The following is a 22,570-nucleotide window of genomic DNA, read 5'->3' as shown; positions in this document are numbered from 1 at the left end:
CATGCCCGCCAGGACCGCTGTCAGGCCCCCCGCCAGGACCGTCCCCCGGCACCGCCGAGCGCGCCGCCCGGGCCGCGCCGCCGAGCGCGGCTCGGTCTCCATCTGGCTCGCGCTCGGCGCGTTCGTCATGATCGTCGTCGTCGGGATGGCGGTCGACCTGTCCGGCCAGGTGCTCGCCCAGCAGCACGCGCGCGACGTCGCGCAGCAGGCGGCGCGCGCCGGCGGGCAGCAGCTCGTGGCGCCGGACGCGCTGCGCGGCACCGACGTCGCGATCAACGCGGCGGCGGCCCAGGCCGCCGCCCAGGAGTACCTCCGCACCACCGGCGTGACCGGCCAGGCCCAGGTGGTGGGCGGCGGCACGCGGGTGGTGGTGACCACCGAGGACGACTACCACCCCAAGTTCCTGGGGATCATCGGGATCCGCGCGATGTCCGTGTCCGGCAGGGGCGAGGCGCGCGTGGTGCGGGCCTTCGAGGGCGTGGAGCGCTGATGCGCCGCCTCAAGGGGTTCCTCGCGCTGCTGCTCCTGATCGGCGTCACGGTCGGCGTGCCGTACCTGCTCGTCGCGGTGGGGGCGAACCCGCTCGAGGACGGCCTGCTCTCGCCGGACACGCTCCTGGCGATGCTCACCTCGCCGGACGACGGCTCCCTGCTGATGCTCCTGCTGCAGGCGGCGGCCTGGGTGGCGTGGGCGTTCCTGGCGCTGAGCATCGTCGTGGAGCTCGTGGCGCAGCTGCGCGGGGTGCGCGCCCCGCGGCTCGTGGGCCTGCGGCTGCCGCAGAACGCGGCCCGGGGCCTGGTGGCGGCCACCCTCCTGCTGTTCACCACCGTGCCCGTGGCGACGACGGCGACGGCCCTCGAGGGAGGCTCCGCCGAGGCGCAGCAGAGCGTCGCGGCCGTCTCCGTGCAGCAGGCCGTCCCGGGCCAGAGCGCCGGGGTGGGGGAGCTGGCCCTCGACGCCGCGCTGGCGTCGCAGTCCGCCGGTCAGGGCGTGGGTGCAGCCCCGATCTCGTCCGACCTGATCCGCGAGGCGCGGGCCCAGGCCGCCGCCGAGCAGGCCGCGCACCACGAGCGGGCCGAGCAGGCCGCCCACCACGAGCAGGCCGCGCGGACCGTCCAGCACACCGTCGAGCACGGCGACTCGCTGTGGTCCTTGGCCGAGCACTATCTGGGCGACGGGCAGCGGTTCCGCGAGATCGTCGCCCTCAACGCCGACACGCTGGCCGACCGCCCCGACTTCCTCACCCCCGGCTGGGTGCTGACCGTCCCCGCGCCGGCGGCGCAGGAGCGCGACGGTGCGGCGCAGGACACGACGGCGGGGACCGTGGTCGTCGAGGCGGGCGACAACCTCTCGCAGATCGCCGAGCAGGAGCTGGGCGACGCGGACCGGTACCCCGAGATCTTCGAGGCGTCGCGCGACGTCGCCCAGCCGGGGGGCGCGCACCTGACGGACCCCGACCTCATCCTGCCGGGCTGGACGCTGCAGGTGCCGGGCGCCGAAGGCGGTGCCGACGAGCAGGCCGAGCGCGCCGTGCGGCAGGACGCGCCCGCGCCCGCGGCCGCGGCGGCCTCCGCCTCCGCCGCCGACGCCGCGCCCGGGACCGCCACGGACGCGACCCCCGAGGCGGGCGCGCAGCACGACGCGGCAGGCTCTGCCCGGGCCGAGGTGCAGGCAGACTCCCGGGCCGATTCCCTGCACGCGGGCGACGACGCCGGGCTGAGCGACCGGGCACCGTGGCGGGTCGCGGGTGGGTGGGGGCTGGGTGCCCTCCTCGCCGCCGGCGTCGTGGGGCTGGTCGCGCGCCGTCGCCGGGACCAGCAGCGTCGGCGGCTGCCCGGGCAGTCGGTGCCGCTGCCGTCGGGCGAGGAGGCGGCGTTCGAGCACGAGGCGCGGTCGCTCGCCGATCCGCTGTCGGTCGAGCGGGTCGACGTCGCGCTGCGGGCTCTGGCGCGGCAGTGCGCGGACGCCCGGCGCCCGTTGCCTGTGCTGCGCGCCGTCCGGCTCGGGGAGGCGACCGTCGAGCTGTACCTCGCCGCCCCCGCCGAGCTCGCCGCCCCCTGGGGCGCGTCCGACCCGACGGGCACCGTCTGGTCCCTCGACCGGGCGGGCGTGCGCCGGCTCGAGGAGACGTACGGCGCCGGCCTCGCCCAGGTCGCCGCGCCGTTCCCCGCGCTGGTGACGGTCGGTCACGACGAGGGGCCGTGCCACGTGCTGCTCAACCTCGAGACCGTGGGCACCCTGACGGTGGCGGGCGACGCGCGGGACGCCGGCGAGGTCGTGGCGGCGCTCGTCGTCGAGCTGGCGACCTCCGCCTGGGCCGACGACCTCCAGGTGAACGTGGTCGGCGGTCCCGGCGACGACCTCCCCGACGGCGTCGCCGACGTCGAGGGCGCGCTGCGCACCGGCCGCGTCCGCCGGCACGCCACGGTGGGCGCCCTCCTGCAGGAGCTGGGCAGGTGCGCGGAGGCGGACCGCCGGGCCCTGGCGCAGGCTGGGGCGACGAGCGTCGGCGCCGCGCGGGCGGCCGGGGTCGCGCCCGACGCCTGGAGCCCGGAGATCGTCGTGCTCGGCGTGCCGATGTCCGAGGACGAGCGTGCCCGGCTGACCGCCCTCGTGGACGAGGCTCCCCGCATCGCCCTCGCGAGCATCGTGCACGGCGCCGCGCCGTCCGCCCTGGGCGGCGAGCCCGGCTGGGCGCTCCAGGTCGCGCCCGGCGCGGCACGCGCGCAGCTCGCGCCCGCCGGGATGGCGCTCCGGCCGCAGCGCCTCCCCGTCGGCCGGCTCGGGCCGCTCCTGCGGCTGGTCGAGCTGTCCGGAGCCGACGTCGTCGGGGACGAGACGCACCTGCGGGAGCCGTCGCTCGCGGAGGTGGAGTCCGTCCCGCCGGCGGCCGACGGCGACGCCACGCTGGACGGCGACCTGGATGCCACGGACGGCGACCTGACGCACGTGGCGCCGGCCCGGTCGGCGGCCGTGGCGCCCCGGGTGTGCGTGCTCGGCGCCGTCTCGCTGGACGACGCGGCCGGGCCGGTGGACCCGGCCGAGCGGTCGCGACTCCTGGAGCTTGCCGCCCACCTCGCCCTGCACCCGGGCACCACCAGCGCGGAGGTCGGCGCCGCACTCTGGCCCGAGCGGACGGAGGAGGCGCGCGCCGCGGCGCTCTCGACCGCCGTGGCGCGGCTGCGGCGGTGGCTCGGTCCGGCGTCCGACGGCCGGGACCGCCTGCCGCGGCACGCGGCGGACGACCGCCTCGCGCTGCACGACGTGGGCTCGGACGTCCGGGCATGGGCGGCGCTCGTGGGCGACGACGCGTCGGCCGCGGCGACCGAGGACCTCGAGCGGGCGCTCGACCTGGTGCGCGGCGCCCCGTTCGCGGGCAGCCGGCCGCGTCGGTACGCCTGGGCAGAGGCGGACCGCCTGGGGCTGTCGGCGCGTGTCGTGGACGTCGCCTGCGAGGTGGCCCGCCGGCGGGTGCTCGAGGGGCGCTGGCGCGCCGCGGAGCGGGCCGTCGCCGTCGGGCTGCGGGTGGAACCGGCGCACGAGGCGCTCTGGCGCCTGCGCGTGCTCGCCGCCCACGAGAGCCGCGACCCGGCCTCCGAGACCGCGGCGGTGCACGGCCTGCTGACGGCGACCGAGTCCCTCGGGGGCGACCTGACCCCGCGGACGGCGCAGCTCCTCGCGGCGCTGCAGCACCCCGGTTCCGAGTTCGACGGCCTCATGGCCGGCGCGCTCTGAGCCGCCGGTGGACACCACGCGGCTGACGGCGGTCCTCGTGGGGGCCGCCGTCGGCCTGCTCGCCGGCGTCGTGCTGTGGCGGTGGCTGCGCACGGGGGCGTACCGCTACGCCACCGACGAGCCGCGGTCCCGCCTCGAGCGTTCCTGGGCGGTGGTGCCGCTGGCGGTCGCGGGGGGCGCGGTCGCCGGTCTCGAGCCGTGGTCCCTGACCGCGGCGGCCGGCGTCTACCTCGTCGGCGGCGCGGCGCTCGTGTGGATCGACCTGGACACCCACCGCATCCCCGATGCCGTGACGCGCGTGTGGGGCCCCCTGGTCGCGCTGGCGCTCGTCGTGCCCGCGGTGGTCACGCGCGACTGGGCGGTGCTCGGCCGGGCCGCGGTGGGCGTGCTCGCGCTCGGGCTCCTGTTCGCCGTGCTGGCGTTCTTCAGCATGGGCGTGGGCGACGTCAAGCTGGCCCTCGTCACCGGGCTGGTGGTCGGCCCGCTCGGGGTGACAGGGGTGGTGACGACGCTGGTCGCGACCTGCCTGGTGGCGGCGCTGATGGCCGTGGCGCTGCTGCTGCGGGGGGCGGGGCGCGAGGCGCACCTCGCGTACGGCCCGGCGCTGGTCGCGGGTGTCGCGGTGGCGCTCCTGGTCCCGGCCTGAGCGGACGCCGCCGCCCCTCGGCCTGGGCGGGCGCTCACCTCAGCCGGTCGAAGCTCGCCTTGTAGCCGCCGCCGTGCTGGGTCAGGGTGGCGTCGTCGCAGACGTACTTCACGTCGGCGCCGGGCACGGACACGGGGTGGCTGGTCTGCGTGGTGCCGGCGACCTCGTCCCGCACGGTGACCTCGGAGTAGTCGACGTCGTCCACGTGCAGGACCCCGTCGCCGGTCGTCACGCGGAACGTCGCGGTGCCGCTCCAGGTCTGGACGATCTCGCCCAGGGTCGAGTGCGTGCCGCGCAGCGGGTCGGCGTCGTCGAACCGGGCGATCTCCGTGCCGTCCTCGCGGAACTCCAGCACCCTCCCGTCCCAGCCGGTGACGTCGACGGGCTCGCCGAGCTCGGGCTGGTTCCAGGTGTCGGACATCGACGTCTGCTCCCACCGCCCGACGAGGCAGGGGTCGATCGCCGTGCCGGCCGCCGTGCCGGGGGACTGCGGAGACGTCGGGGCGTCGTCGTCCCGCAGGAGGAGGGCGGCGCCCGTGGCGGCGCCGGCCAGCACGACGGCGACGACGACGGCGATCACGAGGCCGCGCCGTCGGGCGGGGGCCGCTGCGGGCGGATCCTCCGGCGTCGGCGGCGTGGCGGCGCCGGGCACGTAGGTGTCCGCCGCGCTCGACCACTCGTCGTCGAGCGGGGCGGGGGCGGCCAGGGGCACGTCACTGACGGCCGGCTCGGGGGCCGGCGACTCGGGCGCGACGACCTCGACCGGTGCGGCGGGCTCGGCCGGCGTCACCGGCCCGGCGAGCCCGACGGGGACGGCCGGCGCGTCGGGCTCCGCGATCGCCGCGCCCGCACCGGTGGCGTCCGTGGCCGCCGGCGAGGTCGGGGGCCCGGGCAGCTCGGGCTGGGCGTCGAGGATCGCCCGCACGCCGGGACGGGCGGCCGGGTCCTTGTCGAGGCAGGCCCGGACGAAGGGCAGCAGCTCCTCGGGGCACCCCTCCAGCTGCGGGTCCTCGTGCACGACCCGGTAGTACATGAGGTCCGGCCGGCCCTGCCCGAAGGGGCGGTTCCCGGTGGCGGCGAAGTAGGCCACCCCACCCAGCGCCCACACGTCGGTCGCGGCGGAGACGTCGTCGCCGCGCGCCTGCTCGGGCGCCATGAAGACCGGGGTGCCCAGCGGCGAACCGGCGCGCGTCAGCACCGTCGCGTCGGCCGCCTGGGCGATCCCGAGGTCGATGACGCACGGGCCGTCGGGGCCGAGGAGGACGTTGTCCGGCTTGATGTCGCGGTGCACCAGCCCCGCGCGGTGCACGGCGTGCAGCGCCTCGGCCACGTGGCCCACGAGCGCGTGCACCTCGGCGGGCGGCAGCGGCCCTCGTTGCGCCACGCGGTGGGCGAGCGTCGGCCCCGGGACGTACTCGGTGGCGAGCCAGGGGGTCGCGGACTCGAGGTCGGCGTCGATGAGCGCCGCGAGGAACGGGCCGCGCACCCGGAGGGCCGCCGTGATCTCGCGCTCGAAGCGGGCGCGGAACTCGGCGTCCTCGGCGTACTCGGCGCGGATCACCTTGATCGCCAGTCGGCGGCCGCTGCGCATCGTGGCGAGGTACACCATGCCCATGCCGCCGCGGCCGATCCGCCCCAGGATGCGGTGGCCGCCCAGCTCCCGGGGGTCGTCCGCCGTCAGCGGGGCGACGCCGTCAGGCAGGGCCGCGTCGTCCGTCCGGTGCTGGGACAAGGAAGCTCTCCAGGAGTGGTCGTGGGGGCGTCCCGGTGCGGCCCGGGGCAGCTGGCGATCCTACCAACGGGGCGCACGCCGCACCGGGATCTGAGACGGGGGGCGGCCCGGTCAGCGGGCGGTCGCCGTCACCGTGCGACGCCGAGCCCGTCGACCACCTCGACGCCCGGCATCGCGCAGAGGAGCTCGCCGGGCATCAGCAGCTTGGACCGCCGCACGCCGGAGCCCATGAGCGCGAGCGCGCCCGGCGCGGCGAAGCGTGAGTCCACCAGCACCCGCCACCCGGCGGGCAGGCCCACCGGGGTGATGCCCCCGTACTCCATGCCCGACTCGCTCGTCGCGCGGTCCATGGCCAGGAACGACGCCTTGCGGGCGTCGAGCAGCTTGCGCACGCGCGTGTTGACGTCGGCGAACGTGGCCGCGGTGACGACGCACGCCGCCACGCGCTCGACGTCGCCGCGCCGACCCGCGACGACGACGCAGTTGGCGGAGGCCTCGGGCGGCAGGCCGTGCCGCTCGTTGAGCGTGGCCGTGTCCGCGTGGTCGGGGTCGATCTCGGTGACGGCGACGAGCCCGCGGACCCGGTCGTCCCCGTCGGCCCAGGCGTGCAGCGCGTCGGCGACGGACGGCGCGAGCAGGTCGGGCCGGTCGAGCGCGGGCGCCCAGGTGAGGTCGCCGAGCGTGGGCAGGCCCGGCGTCGTCGCGCCGCTCACCGGCGGTACGTCGCCGTGAGCGTGGCGCGCGCCAGCACGTGGAAGTACACGTTGAAGGCGACGTGCACCGGGCTGTTGGCCTCGGACAGCCCGAGCGACGGGACGTCGAGGGCGTGCACCGCGAAGACGTAGCGGTGCGGGTGGTCCCCGGGCGGCGGGCCGGCGCCCTCGAAGCCGAGGCGGCCGCCGTCGCTCGGCACGTGGAACGCCCCGGCCGGGAGCCCCGCCCCGCCCACGGCGCCCGCGCCGCGCTCCAGCGAGGTCACGTCCGCGGGCAGGTCGACGACGGTCCAGTGCCAGTAGCCGGACGGCGTCGGGGCGTCCGGGTCGAAGCAGCTCACCACGAACGACCGCGTCGCCTCGGGCGCGCCCGACCACGCGAGGTGCGGCGAGACGTCGGCGCCGTCGACGCTGAAGTCGACGGCGAGCTCCGCGCCCTCGGCGACGTCCGCGCTGGTGAGCGAGAAGGTCGCGGGGACGGGGAGCAGCGAGTACGGGTCCGGGGGGAGCGGTCGCTCGAAGTCGGTGCCTGTTTCCGTGCCAGTCATGGGGTCATGCTGCCCGACCGTCGCGGGTGCTGGCCAGGGCACGACGCGCGCGTGTCGTGGTACGGTGCTCGCGCAAACCGACCGGACGGTACGTTCGCGTCGGGCAGGACGTCGCGAGGAGGCGATGATGGGGACCGCGGGCAGTGTCCAGGGCGGCGTCGAGCGCGAGGCCGGAGGCAGGTTCGTCGGCAGGGTCGCGCTGATCACCGGCGGGAGCCGGGGCATCGGGCTCGCCGTCGCGCGGCGGCTGGTGGACGAGGGGTGCACGGTCGTCGTCACCGGGCGCAAGCAGGAGGCGCTCGACGACGCCGTCGCCGCCCTGGGCCCGGACCGCGCGTCGGGCGTGGCCGGCCGGGTGGACGACCCGGACCACCGCGCCGCGGTCCTGGCCCACGTCGCCGCGCGGCACGGGCGGCTGGACCACCTCGTCAACAACGCCGGCATCAACCCGGCCTGGGGCCCGGCCCTCGACGTCGACCCGGGCGTGGCGCGCAAGATCCTCGAGGTCAACGTCGTGTCCGCGCTCGAGTGGACCCGCGACGCCGTCGCCGGCGGGCTGAGCCGGTCCATCGTCAACGTCGCGTCGATCTCCGGGACGTCGTCCAGCCCCAACATCGCGTTCTACGGCGCGTCGAAGGCCGCGCTGATCAACCTCACGCAGCAGCTCGCCCAGGAGCTGGCGCCCGCCCTGCGCGTCAACGCCGTGGCGCCGGCCGTGGTGAAGACACGGTTCTCCCGCGCCCTCTACGAGGGGCACGAGGACGAGGCGGTGGCGCGCTACCCGCTCGCGCGGCTCGGCGTGCCCGTCGACGTCGCCGGGCCGGTCGCGTTCCTGCTCTCCGACGACGCGGCCTGGGTGACGGGTCAGACGCTCCGGATCGACGGCGGCGCGAGCATCGCGCCGGTCGGGTGAAGGATGGGGGCCATGAAGAGCACGAACGTCGCCGAGCGCGTCACCGCGGCCGCCCTGGACCTGTTCGCCACGCAGGGGTACGCCACCACGAGCGTGCAGCAGATCGTCGAGGCCGCGGGCGTCACCAAGGGCGCCATGTACCACTACTTCCAGTCCAAGGACGACCTGCTGTTCGCCATCTACGACCGGATGCTGGCGCTGCAGAAGTCGCACCTGGACGAGATCGTCGCGCGGGGCGGGGCCGTGGAGGACGTCGTGCGGGCCGTGTGCGTCGACGTCGTCGAGACGTCGATCGACTTCCTGCCCGAGGGCACCGTCTTCTTCCGCAGCATGCACATGCTCACCGAGCCGCGGCTCAAGGAGGTCACGCAGCGGCGGCGCGAGTACCACGACGAGTTCGCGGCCCTGCTGCGGCGCGGGCAGGACGAGGGCGTGTTCCGCACGGACGTGCCGCGGCCGCTGCTCGTCGCCCACTTCTTCAGCGACGTGCACTACCTGTCGCACTGGTACTCGCCCGAGGGCCCCGAGACCAAGTCCGAGGTGGCCCAGCAGCTCGCCGAGCTGTTCCTGCGCGGCATCCGCGCCACCACGACCTGACCACCACGACCTACCAGCACGCACGAGACGAGAGCGACGATGACGACGCTGCCCGACCCCACCGCTGCCCGCACGCCGACCGCCACGACCGACGCGACGGCCACGAGCGACGCCGCCGCGACGATGCGCGCGTGGCGCGTGACCGGCCCCGGCGAGCCGGCCGACGTGCTGCGCCTCGACGAGGTGCCGACCCCCGTGCCGGGACCAGGGGAGGTGCTGGTGCGGGTGCGCGCCGTGGCAGTGAACTTCCCCGACGTGCTGCTGGCGCGCGGCGAGTACCAGGTGCGGCCCGAGCCGCCGTTCGTGCCGGGCATCGAGCTGTGCGGCGACGTCGTGGCGCTCGGCGAGGGCGTCCCGGCGGGGGAGCGGGGGATCGCGCCGGGGGCGCGGGTCGTCGGGTCCGCCGTCGGCGTGCTGTCCGAGCTGGCGGTGCTGCCCGCCGCCGCCGTGCGGGCCGCGCCGGCCGGCCTCGCCGACGCCGAGGCGGCCGCGCTGACGATCGCGTACCAGACGGCGTGGTTCGCGCTGCACCGCAAGGCCCGGGTGCGGCCGGGGGAGACCGTGCTGGTGCACGCCGCCGCCGGCGGCGTCGGGACCGCCGCGGTGCAGCTCGCCGTCGCCGCGGGCGCCCGGGTGATCGGTGTGGTGGGCAGCGAGGCGAAGGCGGAGGTGGCCCGCGACGCGGGAGCGGAGCACGTGCTCGTGCGCGGCGACGACCTCGCCGCCCGGGTCAAGGGGCTCACCGGCGGCGCGGGCGCCGACGTGGTCGTCGATCCCGTGGGCGGCTCGTCGTTCGAGCAGTCGACGCGCTGCATCGCCTTCGAGGGCCGGATCGTCGTCGTCGGCTTCGCGAGCGGCGAGATCCCGCCGGTGCGCGCCAACCACGCCCTCGTGAAGAACTACGACGTGCTCGGCCTGCACTGGGCTCTTTACCAGCAGCGCCGCCCCGACCTGGTCGACGCCGCGCACGCCGAGCTGTCGCGGCTCGCCGCCGAGGGCGCCGTGCGACCCGTCGTCGCCGACGTCGTGCCGTTCGAGGACGCGCCCGCCGCCGTGCAGCGCCTCGCCGGCGGCACCACGACGGGCCGCCTCGTCGTGCGGGTCGCCGACTGACGCCCCGCGCCGGCCCGCTCGCTCGCACCTGACCCGGAGGAACCTCATGCCTGCTCGTCCCGTCCTGGCCGACCCTGCCCGCCCGCTCGAGGGGCGGGTCGCGCTCGTCACGGGCGGCGCCCGCGGACTGGGTGCGGCGTACGTCCGCGCCCTGCACGCGGCGGGCGCGGCCGTCGTCGTCGCGGACGTGCTCGACGACGAGGGGGCGGCGCTCGTGGCGGACCTCGGCGACCGGGCGCTGCCCGTGCGGCTCGACGTGACCGACGAGGCGGGGTGGGCCGACGCGGTGGACGCCGCGGTCGACGCGTTCGGCGGGGTGGACGTGCTGGTGAACAACGCGGGGATCGCCAACTCCGCACCCATCGAGCACTACACCACGGCCAAGTGGGACGCCGTGATCGCGGTGAACCTCACCGGCACGTTCCTGGGCTGCCGCGCCGTCGTGCCGGTGATGAAGGCGGCCGGCGGCGGGTCGATCGTCAACGTGTCGTCCGTCGAGGGGCTGCGGGGCGGGGAGCGGCTGCACGGGTACGTGGCGTCCAAGTTCGGCGTGCGGGGGCTCACCAAGTCGCTGGCGGTGGAGCTGGGCCGCGACGGCATCCGGGTGAACTCCGTGCACCCCGGCCTGGTGAAGACGGAGATGACGACGCGCATCGACGCGGACGCGGTGCCGATCCCGGTCGGGCGCCCCGCGCTGCCGGGCGACGTCACGGGCGCGGTGCTGTTCCTGGCGAGCGACGCGTCCGCCTACCTCACGGGCACGGAGCTCGTGGTCGACGGCGGCCTCACCGCCGGCATCTGACGCCCGCAGGGCGCCGCCGACGTCACGGCACTGCAACATTCTGAAGAATGTCTCGGCAGGGCATACCGGCCAGTCGGTTTTTCCGCTAGCGTGGCCCGCACCCGACACGAAGAGGTGCCGATGTCCCGCCGTATCCCCGCGGTCCCCGCGACTTCAGCGACCGCCACGACCCCCGCCACCGGGCCCCGGCTCGAGGTGTCCGGCCTCACCGTGACGTTCGGCGGCCTGACGGCCCTCGACGGCGTCGACCTGACGGTGGGCGACGCCGCCGGCGGCGCCGAGACGGTCGCCCTCATCGGCCCGAACGGGGCCGGCAAGACCACCGTCTTCAACGCGGCGTGCGGCCTCGTGCGGCCCGCCGCGGGCCGCGTCCTCCTCGACGGGCGACCCGCGCCGGCCGCCCCGACCCGCCTGCTCGAGCGCGGGCTCGCACGCACGCTCCAGGGCCTCGGCCTCTTCACGGAGCTCACGGTGCGCGAGAACGTGCTCGTGCCGGTGGCGGGAGCGCCCGACGCCGCCGAGGTCGTCGCGGCCGTGCTGGCGCGGCTCGACCTGGCCGCCGACGCCGGCACGCCCGTCGACGCCCTGCCGTACCCCGTGCGCAAGCGGGTGGCGCTCGCCCGCGCGCTCGTGGCGCGCCCGCGGCTCCTCCTGCTCGACGAGCCGGCGGGCGGCCTCGGCGCCGGCGACATCGACGACCTCGCGGACGTCGTGCGCGCCGTCGTCGCCGACGGGTGCGCGGTGCTGCTGGTCGAGCACCACGTCGACTTCGTCATGGCCGTGGCCGACCGCGTCGTCGTGCTCGACTTCGGCAGGGTCGTCGCGAGCGGCACGCCCGACGAGGTGCGCGCCGACCCCGCCGTCGAGGCGGCCTACCTCGGGCTGGAGGCGGCATGACCCCCGCCCTCGCGGTCGAGGGGCTGACCGTCGGCTACGCCGGGGCGCCGGTGCTCGACGAGCTCGCGCTCACCGTCGCCCCGGGCGAGATCGTCGCCCTGCTCGGGGCGAACGGGGCCGGCAAGACCACGCTGCTGCGCGCGCTGTCCGGGCTCACGGCGCCTCGCGCCGGCCGGGTGCTGCTGGACGGCGCCGACCTCACCGCCGTGAGCGTCGAAGACCGCGCCCGCCGGGGGCTGGCGCAGGTCCCCGAGGGCCGCAGCGTCGTGACCGAGCTGACCGTGGACGGGAACCTGCACCTGGGCGCGCTGTGGCGCCACCCGGGCCGCGCCGCGCGCCGGGCCGCCGTGGCCCGGACCTACGAGCTGTTCGAGCCGCTCGGGCGCCGCCGGGCGAGCCTCGGCCACCAGCTCTCCGGCGGCGAGCGCCAGATGCTCGCGCTCGGGCGCGCCCTGCTCGCCCGGCCGCGCGTGCTGCTCCTCGACGAGCCGTCGCTCGGGCTCGCGCCGCGCGTCGTCGCCCAGCTGCTGGGCGTGCTGCGCGCCGCGGCACGGGACACCGGCCTCACGGTCCTGCTCGCGGAGCAGAACGTCACCAGCGCCCTGTCCGTCGCCGACCGCGGCGTCGTGCTGAGCCTCGGGGTGGTGGTGGCCGACGCCCCCGCCGCCGAGCTCGCCGGCGACCCCGCCCTCCGCCACGCCTACCTGGGCTTCTGACCGGCCACCGGACAGCTCCCGCACAGGTCCCGACCCGCGTCCCCGAGAGAGGCTCCCCATGGACCGACTCGTCTTCCTGACCGCCACCGGGCTCGCCCGAGGGCTCGTCGTCGCGCTCTTCGCGCTGTCGCTCGTGATCGTCTGGCGCGCCGCCCGCCTGGTGAACTTCGCCCAGGCGGCCGTCGCCACCGTCGCCGTCTTCGCGGCGTTCGCCGTCACCGGCGCCACCGGGTCGTTCTGGGCCGGCCTCGGCGCCGCGCTGCTCGCCGGGGCCGCGCTCAACGCCGCCGTGGAGCGCGGCCTCATGCGGCGCGTGCCGTCCGGCAGCCCGCTGCCCGGGATGATCGTCGCCATCGGCCTCGTCATGGTGCTGCAGTCCGCCCTGGGGATCGCCTTCGGCCCGCGGCACCGGCCGATGGCCGCGGCGTTCGACGAACGGCCGCTCGTCGTGGGCGGCGTGCCCCTGCTGTCGCCGTACGACCTGTTCGTGCTGGTCGTCGCGCTCGTCGTGGTCGGGCTGCTCGCGTGGCTCTTCAACGGCACCTCGCTGGGCCTGCAGCTGCGGGCCTCGGCGGCGGCCCCCGAGGTGTCGCGGCTGCTCGGGGTGCGGGTGCCGCGCATGGTCACGCTCGGGTGGGCGCTCTCGGGCGCCGTCGCGGCGCTCGCCGCCCTGCTCCTCGTCCCGACCGAGCTGGGCCTCAACGCCCACTCCGCCGACCTGCTGTTCGTGCACGCGTTCACCGTCGCGGTGCTGGGCGGGCTGGACTCGCCCGCGGGCGCGCTCGTCGGCGGCGTCGCCGTGGGCCTGCTGGTCAGCCTCGTCACGGGGTACCTCGGCGCCGGCGTGGCACCGCTCGCCGTGCTGGCGCTGCTGACGCTCGTGCTGCTGGTTCGCCCGGGCGGGATCTTCGCGGTCGGCGAGGTGCGGGCAGCATGACGACCACGACCTCGACGACGCCCGCCCGCCCCGCCGCCCGCCGTCCCGAGCCCCGCGCCCGCGGCCGTCTCACCCCCACGCAGCGGATCCTGCTGCGGGCGGTGCTCCTGACGCTGCTGGCGGTCGCCGCCACGTTCGTCCTCGACCCGTACCGCAACTACCAGCTCGCCGTCGTCGCCGCGACGTTCTGCGCGACGGCGGGCCTCACGCTGCTCGTCGGCCTCACGGGCCAGCTGTCCCTCGGGCATGCCGTGCTCATGGCGGCGGGCGGGTACGGCTACGCCCTGGCCGCGAACGCGGCCGCCGGCGCCGGGCTCGACGGCGACGGCCCCGCCGGCGTGGCGCGCGTCGTCCTCGGCCTGGGCGGGGCGCTCGTCGCCTCCGGCGCGGTGGGCGGGCTGCTCGGCCTGGCCGGCGCGCGCCTGCGCGGCCCGTACCTGGCCGGGCTGACGCTCGCGATGGTCGTCGCGCTGCCCGCGCTCACGACGCAGGTCCCGGCGCTCGGGGGCGACCAGGGGCTGGCCGTCCCCTTCGAGGGCGTGCCGCAGGCGCTGTCCCGGCTGATCGTCGTGGAGCAGTGGCACGCCTGGCTCGCGATCGCGGTGGCCGCGCTGGCCGTCACCCCGCTGGCCCTGCTGCGCTCCGGCCGCGCGGGCCTGCGCATGCGCGCCGTGCACGGCGACGAGACGGCCGCGCGGCTCGCCGGGGTGTCGCCCGGGCGGGTCAAGGTCGGTGCGTTCGTCGCGAGCTCCCTCGCCGCCGGCCTCGGCGGCGCGGTCCTGTGCCTCGTCACCCAGTCGATCGGCCCCGGTCGGTACGACCTCGCGTTCTCGCTGCTGCTCGTCGTGGCCGCCGTCGTCGGCGGGCTCGGCAGCCTCGGGGGCGCGGCCGCCGGCGCGGCGCTCGTCGTGCTGCTGCCGTGGCTCGTCGACACCGTCACCGCCGCCGTCGGCGTCCCCGCCGACCTCGAGCAGCGCCTGTCCGGCAACCTCGCCGTCCTCGTCTTCGGCGCCCTGCTGATCGTCGTCACCCTGGCCTGGCCGGGCGGGCTCGCCCGCGCCGTGGCCCGCCGCCCCCGCCCCCGCCCCCGACCCCAGCCCCGTGGCCGCACCGACGCGCCCGCGACCCCGCCACAACCCTCAGAGAGGTGATCTCATGAGCCACCCCCGCCCCGTCACCGCACGGCCCGCCGCCGCGGCGACCGGCGCCGTCGCGGCGTCCGCCGCCGCCTGCCTGGCGCTCGCCGGCTGCAGCACGCCGGCCGCCGCGAGCCCCGGCATCAGCGACGACACCGTCACCGTCGGCACCCACCAGCCGCTGACCGGCCCGGCCGCCGCCGGGTACGCGTCGATCTCCGCGGCCACGAAGGCCTACTTCGACTACGTCAACGACCACGGCGGCGTCCACGGCCGCTCGATCGAGTACGTGGTCAAGGACGACGGCTACAACCCCGCGAACACCCAGACCGTGGTGCGCGAGCTCGTCCAGGAGGACAAGGTGTTCGCCCTGCTGGGCGGCCTCGGCACACCGACGCACTCGTCCGTGCTGGACTACCTCGACCAGAACGGCGTGCCCGACCTCTTCGTCGCGTCCGGCAGCACCCTGTGGGACGACCCGGAGGGGCACCCGAACACGTTCGGCTTCAACGCCGACTACGTCGTGGAGGGCGCGGCGCTCGCGCAGTACGCCGCCGACCAGCACGCCGGGCAGAAGCTCTGCGTGCTCGGGCAGGACGACGACTTCGGGCAGGAGTTCCTCGAGGGCGTCGAGCTCGCGGTCGGCAAGGACGGCGTCGCCGCCCACGAGACGTACTCGACGTCGAACCAGGACGTCACCGCGCAGATCGGGGCCCTGCAGGCCGCCGGGTGCGAGAGCGTCCTGCTCGCGACGGTCAACGGGTTCACGGCGCTCGCGGTCGGCACCGCGGCGAAGATGGGCTGGAGCCCCCGCTGGCTGGCGTCGTCGTCGGGCGGCGACTACCCGACCCTCGTCGACCTGCTGGGCGAGGACGTGGCGCCCGCCCTGCTGGAGGGCTTCGTCAGCGCGAACTACCTGCCCTTCGGCCCCGACGGCGAGTGGGTCGAGCTGTTCCGGCAGATCAACGACGAGCACAACGACGGGGCGCGGTTCGACGGCAACACCGTGTACGGCATGAGCCTCGGCTACCTGTTCGCGGAGGCGCTGGCCCGCGCCGGCGAGGACCCGACGCGCGAGAGCCTGGTCGAGGCCGTCGAGTCGGGCGACCTCGAGGGCAACGGCATCCTGCCGCTCATGTTCGGTCCCGACGACCACTCCGCCTTCGACGGCGTCGGCATCACGGCCGTGACCGACGGCGTCCAGGACTACGTGGGCGCGACCTACGCCGTCGGCGGCGGGAAGGTCACCGAGGTCGAGCCGCAGCCCGTGCCGCTGCGCGGCGAGGGCGTCCCGACGTCCTGACCGCCCCGGCGGTCGAGCCTGTCGAGACCAGGTCCCGACAGGCTCGACCGCGGGAGGCGTCCGCTCAGGGGACGGGGGCGAAGCGGCCGGGCAGCTCGCGCTTGAGGATCTTCCCGCTCGGGCCGAGCGGGAGCTCGTCCACCACGTGCACGACGCGCGGGTACTTGAACGCGGCGACGCGCTCGCGGACCCAGGCGACGAGGGCGTCGGCGTCGAGCGTGCGCCCGCCGGCCGGGACGACGGCGGCGTGGATCTCCTGCCCGTGCACCGGATCGGCGACGCCGAAGACGGCGGCCAGCGCCACGTCGGGGTGGGAGACCAGCGTCGCCTCCACCTCGGTGGGATACACGTTGTACCCGTTGCGGATGATCATGTCCTTCTTGCGGTCGACGATCGCGAGGATCCCGTCGGCGTCGAGGGTGCCGAGGTCGCCGGTGCGGAACCAGCCGTCGACGACGGCGGCCGCGTCCGCGTCGGGGCGCCCCAGGTAGCCCTTCATCACGTTGTGCCCGCGCACCACGACCTCGCCGAGCGCGCCCGGCTCGGGCAGCAGGTGCACCTCGTGGTCGATGACCGCGTCGGCGACGGCCACGTCCACGCCCCACATCGGCCGGCCCACGGTGCCGGGGCGGATCGGCTCGAAGACGGTGTTGAACGAGACGCTCGGGGACGTCTCCGTGAGGCCGTACCCTTCGTGCACCTCGGCCCCGTAGGCGGCCGCGAACTCCTCGAGCACGCTCACCGGCAGCGCCGCCCCGCCCGAGACGGCGTACCGCAGCGGCGGCCGGGCGTCGCTGCGCCGGGCCGCCTCGAGCATCCCGACGAACATCGTCGGCACGGCCGTGAACACCGTGGCGCGGTGCGCGACGAGGAGCTCGAGCGCCTGGTCCGGGTCGAACCGCGGCAGGAGCACCACCGACGCGCCCACCCGGAACGCGCAGTTCATCACCGCCATCTGGCCGAAGGCGTGGAACAGCGGCAGCCCACCGAAGACGACGTCGTCGTGCCGCAGGTCGAAGGAGTCGATCAGCGAGCAGTGCACCTGCTCGACGGCGGCGAGGTGCGAGCCGACGGCGCCCTTGGGCAGCCCGGTGGTGCCGCTGGTGTAGAGGATCGTCGCGGCGGCGGTCGGGTGCACCGGCGTGTGCCGCTCCACCGGCGTCGCGGCGGCCGCCTCGTCCTCGAGGCGGGGGAGGGCAGGACCGCCCTGTGCGCCGTGGTCGGCGGGGGCGAGCACCATCACGACGGGGACGCCCGCGCGCTCGGCGGCGGGCGCGGCCTCCGCGAGCAGCGGGGCGGCCGCGACCACGACGTCGGCCCGGCTGTCGCGCAGCACGAACTCGATCTCGCCCGAGCGGAACAGCAGGTGGATGGGCACGACGACGGCGCCCAGCGTGAGCGCGGCGTAGTACACGCGGGCGAAGTCGGGCACGTTGGGCACGATCATGGCGACGCGCGAGCCGCGGGTGATGCCCCGTGCGGCCAGGGCGCCGGCGTACGCGCGGGTCTGGTCCCAGAGCTCCCCGTACGTCGTCGTGGTGCCGGCGAAGTGCAGCGCGGGGTACTCGGGGTGGCGGCGCGCCGTCTCCGCGAGCAGCGACGCCGCCGAGAGCGTGCCGAAGCCCGGGCCGTCGACGACGTCGTCGGCGGTATGGGTGGCGGTGCGGTCGGCGGTGCGGTCGGGTGCGGGGCCGGGGGAGCCCGCGGTGGGTTCGGGGGTCGGTGTCATGTCCGGTCCTTTCGTCGTCGTCGAGCGGGGACGGAGGGGAGTTCCGGCCGGGCCGCGCGTCAGGCGCGCAGCTCGGCCCTGCCGAGGGAGCTGAGGTGCACCTCGTCGGGGCCGTCGGCGAGCCGCAGGGCGCGGGCCGCGGCGAACATCTCGGCGAGCGGCTGGTCGCCGGACAGCCCGGCGGCGCCGAAGAGCTGCATCGCGCGGTCGAGGACCGCCTGGACGGCACGCGGCACGGCGATCTTGATGGCCTGGATCTCCCGCATGGCGCGCCGGTTGCCCACGGTGTCCATGAGCCAGGCGGTCTTGAGCACCAGCAGGCGCAGCGCCTCGATCTCCACCCGGGAGGTCGCGACCCACTCGCGCACCACGCCCTGCTCGGCGAGCGCGCGGCCGAACGTGGAGCGCTCCCGCGCCCGCTGACCGGCGAGCGCCAGCGCCCGCTCGGCCATGCCGAGGGCCCGCATGCAGTGGTGGATGCGGCCCGGCCCGAGCCGCGCCTGCGCCATCGCGAAGCCGTCGCCCTCGCCGCCCAGCAGGTTCGCGACGGGCACACGGACGTCGTCGAAGGCGATCTCGGCGTGCCCGCCGTGGTCGCGGTCGTCGTAGCCGAACACGGTCAGGGGCCGCACGACCGTCACGCCCGGGGCGTCGCGCGGCACGAGCACCATCGACTGCTGCCGGCGGGGCGGCGCGTCCGGGTCGGTCTTGCCCATGACGACGAGCAGCGCGGCGCCGGGGTTCATCGCGCCGGTGGACCACCACTTGCGGCCGGTGATCACGAGCTCGTCGCCGTCGCGCCGGATGCGGGTGCCGATCTGCGACGCGTCGCTCGAGGCCACGCCGGGCTCGGTCATGCAGAACGCGGACCGGATGCGCGCGTCGAGCAGCGGGTCGAGCCACTCGCGCTGCTGGTCCGGGGTGCCGAAGTGGGCGAGCAGCTCCATGTTGCCGGTGTCGGGCGCGGCGCAGTTGAACGCCGCGGGCGCGAGCCGCGGGCTCCAGCCGGTGAGCTCGGCGAGCGGCGCGTACTGCAGGTTCGTGAGGCCGGCGCCGCGCTCGCCGGGCAGGAAAAGGTTCCACAGGCCCTGCTCGCGCGCGGCGGCCTGCAGGTCGCGCACGACAGGGCGCGGGGACCAGTCGTCCGGGGCCGCGGCGAGCTGCGCGTCGAGCACGGGCTCCGCCGGCAGCACGCGCTCGTCGAGGAACGCGCGGACCCGGTCGGTGAGCTCGGTCGTGCGGTCGTCGGGGGCGAAGTCCATGGTCAGGCCCTCCCGGCGGGCGTCGTGGGCGGCGTGCGCGAGGGCAGGTGCGCGAGGCCGTCCTCGGCCAGCGGGGCGACCAGGGCGCCGATGCGGTCGAAGCCCTCGCCGACCGTCTCGCCCGCCCGGTAGCGGTAGTGGATCCCCTCGAGGATCACCGCGAGCTTGTAGGCAGCGAACGCGCGGTACCACGCCAGGTCGGGCGGGGCGGCGCCCGCCCGCTCGGCGTACGCGGCGACGAGCTCCGCGAACTCCGGGTAGCCCGCCCCGGGCACCACGGCGCTCAGCGCGCCGTCGTCGGCCCCGTCGCCCCCGGTGAGGCCGCGGATGTCCCAGTAGAGGCCGAGCATGCCGAGGTCGACGAGGGGGTCGCCGAGCGTGGCCATCTCCCAGTCGAGGACCGCGGCGACGTGGGGCGCGTCGGGCGGCCCGGCGACGATCGCGTTGTCGAGGCGGTAGTCGCCGTGCACGATGCCGGCCCGCCCGCCCGAGTCGGGGAGGCTCGCGGCGAGCCTGTCCTGCAGGGCGTCCAGCCGCGGCTGGGGGCGGCTGCGGGACGCGTCGTACTGGCGCCGCCAGGTGGCGAGCTGGCGGCCGAGGTAGCCGTCGGGGCGGCCGAAGTCCGCGAGACCGACGGCGGCCGGGTCCACGGCGTGCAGGTCGGCGAGCACCCGGGCGAGCTCGAGGCCGAGGGCGTGCAGGCCGCCCGCCGTGAAGGCGGAGTTCTGCCCCGGACGGGACAGCACCGTGCCGGCCACGTGCTCCATGACGAAGAAGACCGTGCCGGTGACCTCGCCCCGGTCGGTGTCGTCGACGACGTCCACGGTGCGCGGCACCGGGACGGGGCTGCCCGCGAGCGCGGTGACGACGCGGTGCTCGCGACGCATGTCGTGCGCGGTGGACAGCACGTGGCCCAGCGGTGGCCGCCGCACGACGAGCGGCAGGCGCGCCCCGTCGACGCGGTACGTGAGGTTGCTGCGGCCGCCGGCGATCACGCTCGCTTCGAGCTCCCCGCCCCGGCCGGTGACGGTGAGCTCGGGGTGCTCCCGCTCCAGCCACGCCCGCAGCCCTGCGGTGTCCAGTCCGGGCACGTCGGTCATCGATGACCACCTTCCGTCGACCCGGATCGTCCCGGGGCTCGGACGAGCATACCGCGCAGTCGGTATGTGGGGCGACCAGGCCGCCCGGGGCGTGCGCGGTCGGCGCGGGTCGGGTGTCGGTCAGTCCTGCAGCGTGGCGACCGCCCGGCGGACGCCGTCCGGCACGGGCACGGGCCGCCGGGTCGGCTCGTCGACGAACACGTGGGTGAACCGCCCGACCGCGATCGGGTCGTCGCCGCCCGCGCGCAGCACGTGCAGGTCCCAGGTGAGGCTGGTGCGCCCCAGGCGCTCCACGCCGATCCCGACCTCGAGCTCCTCGGGGTACGACGCCGGCGCGCGGAACTCGCACGACGACGCGACGCACAGGCCGATCACGTCCCCGCGCGGGTCCAGCCCGCCGTGGGCGATCATCCACGCGTTCACCGCGGTGTCCATCGCGGCGTAGTACACGGTGTTGTTGACGTGGCCGTACTGGTCGTTGTCGTTCCAGCGCAGGGGGAACGGGTGGCGGGCGCGGGGCATCGGTGCTCCTGTCTCGGGCCTGGGGTCTCTGGCCTGGGTCTCGGGCGTGGTCTGGCGAAGGTCGGCGGGCAGGGATCAGGCGGAGGTCGACGGCACCCGCAGCAGGTGCCGGAACGCCACGGCGGCGCGGTCGGCCTCGGGCGTCTCGCCCGTGATGAGGTCGGCGTACGTGAACGACTCGGACACGCGCACCAGGAGGTAGGCGAGGGACGCCGGGTCGATGCCGCTGCCGGTGCCGCTGTCGACGCCGTCGGCGAACGGGGTGTCGCCGAGATGCGTGCGCACCAGCCACTCGCAGGTCGCGAGGAAGCGGTGCTGGATGGGGCTGGCCTTGGTGGTGAGCAGCCGCAGGGCCCGCGCCGGCTCGCGGGCGAGGAACTCTCGGAAATAGGGGGCGGCGATGAGGTCGCCGGCGAAGTGCGTGAGGAGGTCGGCGACCCGCTCCGCCCCGTGCTCGGCCGCCGTCGCGCGATCGGCCTGGACCAGCGTCGGGACGGCGAGCGACCACAGCACCTCGGTGAGCAGGGCGTCGCGGTTGCCGACCCAGCGGAACACGGACGTCCGGTCGACGCCGAGGCTCGTGGCCAGCGGGCCCATGTCGAGGCGCCGGCCCGCGACGAACGTCTCGCGCGCGGCGTCGAACGCCCGGCGCGCGTCGGCGTGGGCGCCGGGCAGCAGGCGCAGCGACAGCGGCGTGGGCGCGGCCTCGAGGCCGACGGACGCGATCGGTGCGTCGTCGTGCGGCGGGTCGCCGTGCGTGGCGGTCGGGGTGCTCGTGGCGCTGTCCGGCATGCCCGCAGCCTAGTGTCGCGGGACGAGTCTCGTGCAACATCTTGGAAAATGATGCATCGGGGTGCACACTGGTCGCGTTCGACGACGATCGGAGCAACGATGACGTTCACCTCCCCGGCCACCGCGAGCGCCGGAACCGACACCGACACGGGCGCCGACGCCGGCCCCGCGCCCACCGTCCTGGACGCCGACTTCTACGGCTTCCAGGACCTGCTGACGGCCGACGAGCAGGAGCGGATCCTCGCCGTCCGCGAGTTCATGGAGCGCGAGGTGCGGCCCATCGCGGACGACTACTGGGAGCGGTCGGACTGCCCGGTGCACCTGTTCAAGCCGTTCGCCGAGCTCGGCTCGGTGGGCGCCGCCTGGCCGGAGACCGCGCAGTTCGAGAGCTCGGCGGTGTTCCGCGGCTGGGTCGGGATGGAGCTCGCCCGGGTGGACTCCTCGTTCTGCACGTTCATCGGCGTCTCGTCCGGGCTCGCGATGAGCGCCATCGGCCTGGGCGGCTCGCCCGAGCAGCGGGCGCAGTGGCTTCCCCCGATGGCGCGCGGGGATCTCATCGGCGCGTTCGGGCTCACGGAGCCGCTGTCCGGCTCGGACACCGCCAAGGGGTTGCGCACCACCGCGACCCGGCACGGCGACACCTGGGTGCTGGACGGCGCCAAGCGGTGGATCGGCAACGCGACGTTCGCCGACGTCGTCGTCATCTGGGCCAAGGACACCGCGGACCAGCAGATGAAGGGCTTCCTCGTCCGCCAGGGGACGCCCGGTTTCACCGCCACGAAGATCGAGCGCAAGCAGTCGCTGCGCATCGTGCAGAACGCCGACATCGTGCTCGACGGCGTCGAGGTCGCCGAGGCCGACCGCCTGCAGCGCATCGACAGCTTCAAGGACGTCGCGAAGGTGCTGCGGGTGACGAGGGACGGCGTCGCCTGGCAGTCGCTGGGCACGATGATCGGCGCCTACGAGGCCGCGGTGACCTACACGAAGCAGCGCGAGCAGTTCGGCCACGCGATCGCGAGCTACCAGCTGATCCAGGACAAGCTCGCCACCTGCCTGGCCAACATCACCGCGAGCCTCGCGGTGTGCGTGCGCGTGTCCCAGCTGCAGGACTCCGGAACGCAGACCGACGCCCAGGCCGCGCTGGCGAAGGCGTTCGTCACCACCCGGATGCGCGAGACCGTCGCGCTGTGCCGCGAGTCGCTCGGCGGCAACGGCATCCAGCTCGACCACGGCGTGGCCCGCTACTTCGCCGACGCCGAGGCCGTGTACACGTTCGAGGGCACCCGGGACATGAACAACCTCATCGTCGGCCGCGAGATCACCGGCCACGCGGCGTTCGTCTGAGCGCGCGCCGCACCTCGCCCCACCGCGCCGCAC

Annotated in this window: 21 protein-coding genes; 13 read left to right on the top strand and 8 right to left on the bottom strand. The window is 76.1% G+C overall.

The features are described 5' to 3' along the window. Position 1: 1 nt before the first annotated feature. Genes AAG589_RS04970 through AAG589_RS04960 form a run of 3 tightly spaced genes read left to right on the top strand, consistent with a single transcriptional unit; the run spans position 2 to position 4,381 of the window. Positions 2-490, top strand: a complete 489-nt coding sequence (locus tag AAG589_RS04970) for a Tad domain-containing protein (protein WP_430566113.1) — start codon at positions 2-4, stop codon at positions 488-490. Beyond that, complete coding sequence (locus AAG589_RS04965; RefSeq protein ID WP_430566112.1) at positions 490-3,735, top strand: LysM peptidoglycan-binding domain-containing protein; 3,246 nt, start codon at positions 490-492, stop codon at positions 3,733-3,735. Before AAG589_RS04970 ends, AAG589_RS04965 begins: the two co-directional genes overlap by 1 nt. A 7-nt stretch (positions 3,736-3,742) precedes the next feature. Continuing rightward, positions 3,743-4,381, top strand: coding sequence for an A24 family peptidase (locus AAG589_RS04960; protein ID WP_430566111.1), 639 nt, complete (start codon positions 3,743-3,745; stop codon positions 4,379-4,381). A gap of 34 nt (positions 4,382-4,415) precedes the next feature. Here the strand turns inward: AAG589_RS04960 and AAG589_RS04955 are convergent, their stop codons facing one another. From AAG589_RS04955 to AAG589_RS04945, 3 genes are all read right to left on the bottom strand, one after another. Next, a complete protein-coding gene (locus tag AAG589_RS04955; RefSeq protein WP_430566110.1) occupies positions 4,416-6,113 on the bottom strand; it encodes a serine/threonine-protein kinase in 1,698 nt (565 codons plus the stop codon). Between the two features lie 128 nt (positions 6,114-6,241). Beyond that, positions 6,242-6,826, bottom strand: coding sequence for a YbaK/EbsC family protein (locus AAG589_RS04950; RefSeq protein ID WP_430566109.1), 585 nt, complete (start codon positions 6,824-6,826; stop codon positions 6,242-6,244). Further along, a complete protein-coding gene (locus tag AAG589_RS04945) occupies positions 6,823-7,374 on the bottom strand; it encodes a YbhB/YbcL family Raf kinase inhibitor-like protein (protein WP_430566108.1) in 552 nt (183 codons plus the stop codon). The genes AAG589_RS04950 and AAG589_RS04945 overlap by 4 nt, the downstream gene beginning before the upstream one ends. 127 nt (positions 7,375-7,501) lie before the next feature. Between AAG589_RS04945 and AAG589_RS04940 the strand changes: the two genes are divergently transcribed. The 9 genes from AAG589_RS04940 (at position 7,502) to AAG589_RS04900 (ending at position 15,788) form a co-directional block, all read left to right on the top strand. Next, on the top strand, positions 7,502-8,287 hold the full coding sequence (locus AAG589_RS04940; protein WP_430566107.1) for an SDR family oxidoreductase: 786 nt from the start codon (positions 7,502-7,504) through the stop codon (positions 8,285-8,287). Between the two features lie 12 nt (positions 8,288-8,299). Continuing rightward, complete coding sequence (locus tag AAG589_RS04935; RefSeq protein WP_430566106.1) at positions 8,300-8,884, top strand: TetR/AcrR family transcriptional regulator; 585 nt, start codon at positions 8,300-8,302, stop codon at positions 8,882-8,884. Positions 8,885-8,923: 39 nt separating this feature from the next. Continuing rightward, positions 8,924-9,997 carry an NADPH:quinone oxidoreductase family protein gene (locus tag AAG589_RS04930; protein WP_430566105.1) on the top strand — a complete coding sequence of 358 codons (1,074 nt, stop codon included), beginning with the start codon at positions 8,924-8,926 and terminating at the stop codon, positions 9,995-9,997. Between the two features lie 46 nt (positions 9,998-10,043). Next, positions 10,044-10,799: a glucose 1-dehydrogenase gene (locus AAG589_RS04925; RefSeq protein ID WP_430566104.1), complete on the top strand. Its 756-nt coding sequence runs from the start codon at positions 10,044-10,046 to the stop codon at positions 10,797-10,799. Positions 10,800-10,919: 120 nt separating this feature from the next. Further along, entirely contained in the window at positions 10,920-11,696 is a 777-nt protein-coding gene (locus AAG589_RS04920; protein ID WP_430566103.1) for an ABC transporter ATP-binding protein, read from the top strand. After that, positions 11,693-12,412, top strand: coding sequence for an ABC transporter ATP-binding protein (locus tag AAG589_RS04915; protein ID WP_430566102.1), 720 nt, complete (start codon positions 11,693-11,695; stop codon positions 12,410-12,412). The genes AAG589_RS04920 and AAG589_RS04915 overlap by 4 nt, the downstream gene beginning before the upstream one ends. A gap of 58 nt (positions 12,413-12,470) precedes the next feature. After that, positions 12,471-13,349: a branched-chain amino acid ABC transporter permease gene (locus AAG589_RS04910; RefSeq protein WP_430566101.1), complete on the top strand. Its 879-nt coding sequence runs from the start codon at positions 12,471-12,473 to the stop codon at positions 13,347-13,349. Beyond that, positions 13,346-14,500 carry a branched-chain amino acid ABC transporter permease gene (locus AAG589_RS04905; protein WP_430566100.1) on the top strand — a complete coding sequence of 385 codons (1,155 nt, stop codon included), beginning with the start codon at positions 13,346-13,348 and terminating at the stop codon, positions 14,498-14,500. The genes AAG589_RS04910 and AAG589_RS04905 overlap by 4 nt, the downstream gene beginning before the upstream one ends. 4 nt (positions 14,501-14,504) lie before the next feature. Then, entirely contained in the window at positions 14,505-15,788 is a 1,284-nt protein-coding gene (locus AAG589_RS04900; protein ID WP_430566099.1) for an ABC transporter substrate-binding protein, read from the top strand. A 64-nt stretch (positions 15,789-15,852) separates the two neighbouring features. Here AAG589_RS04900 and AAG589_RS04895 read toward each other — a convergent pair whose 3' ends face one another. The 5 genes from AAG589_RS04895 to AAG589_RS04875 form a co-directional block, all read right to left on the bottom strand. Next, on the bottom strand, positions 15,853-17,517 hold the full coding sequence (locus AAG589_RS04895) for an AMP-binding protein (protein ID WP_430566098.1): 1,665 nt from the start codon (positions 17,515-17,517) through the stop codon (positions 15,853-15,855). 59 nt (positions 17,518-17,576) lie between these two features. After that, positions 17,577-18,779, bottom strand: a complete 1,203-nt coding sequence (locus AAG589_RS04890) for an acyl-CoA dehydrogenase family protein (protein ID WP_430566097.1) — start codon at positions 18,777-18,779, stop codon at positions 17,577-17,579. Positions 18,780-18,781: 2 nt separating this feature from the next. Further along, on the bottom strand, positions 18,782-19,879 hold the full coding sequence (locus AAG589_RS04885; RefSeq protein ID WP_430566096.1) for a phosphotransferase family protein: 1,098 nt from the start codon (positions 19,877-19,879) through the stop codon (positions 18,782-18,784). Between the two features lie 120 nt (positions 19,880-19,999). Beyond that, positions 20,000-20,401 (bottom strand): acyl-CoA thioesterase, encoded by a 402-nt coding sequence (locus tag AAG589_RS04880; protein WP_430566095.1) that lies wholly within the window; start codon positions 20,399-20,401, stop codon positions 20,000-20,002. A 75-nt stretch (positions 20,402-20,476) separates the two neighbouring features. Further along, positions 20,477-21,193 (bottom strand): QsdR family transcriptional regulator, encoded by a 717-nt coding sequence (locus AAG589_RS04875; protein WP_430566094.1) that lies wholly within the window; start codon positions 21,191-21,193, stop codon positions 20,477-20,479. Positions 21,194-21,292: 99 nt separating this feature from the next. On the opposite strand from AAG589_RS04875, the gene AAG589_RS04870 reads away from it, so the two are divergent. Next, entirely contained in the window at positions 21,293-22,537 is a 1,245-nt protein-coding gene (locus AAG589_RS04870) for an acyl-CoA dehydrogenase family protein (protein WP_430566093.1), read from the top strand. Positions 22,538-22,570 lie beyond the last annotated feature (33 nt).

The sequence above is a fragment of the Isoptericola sp. F-RaC21 genome, from assembly GCF_038593535.1.
Lineage (GTDB): Bacteria > Actinomycetota > Actinomycetes > Actinomycetales > Cellulomonadaceae > Isoptericola.
The sequence above is the reverse complement of the archived record's forward strand: the minus strand, read 5'-3'. Positions and strand labels throughout refer to the sequence as shown.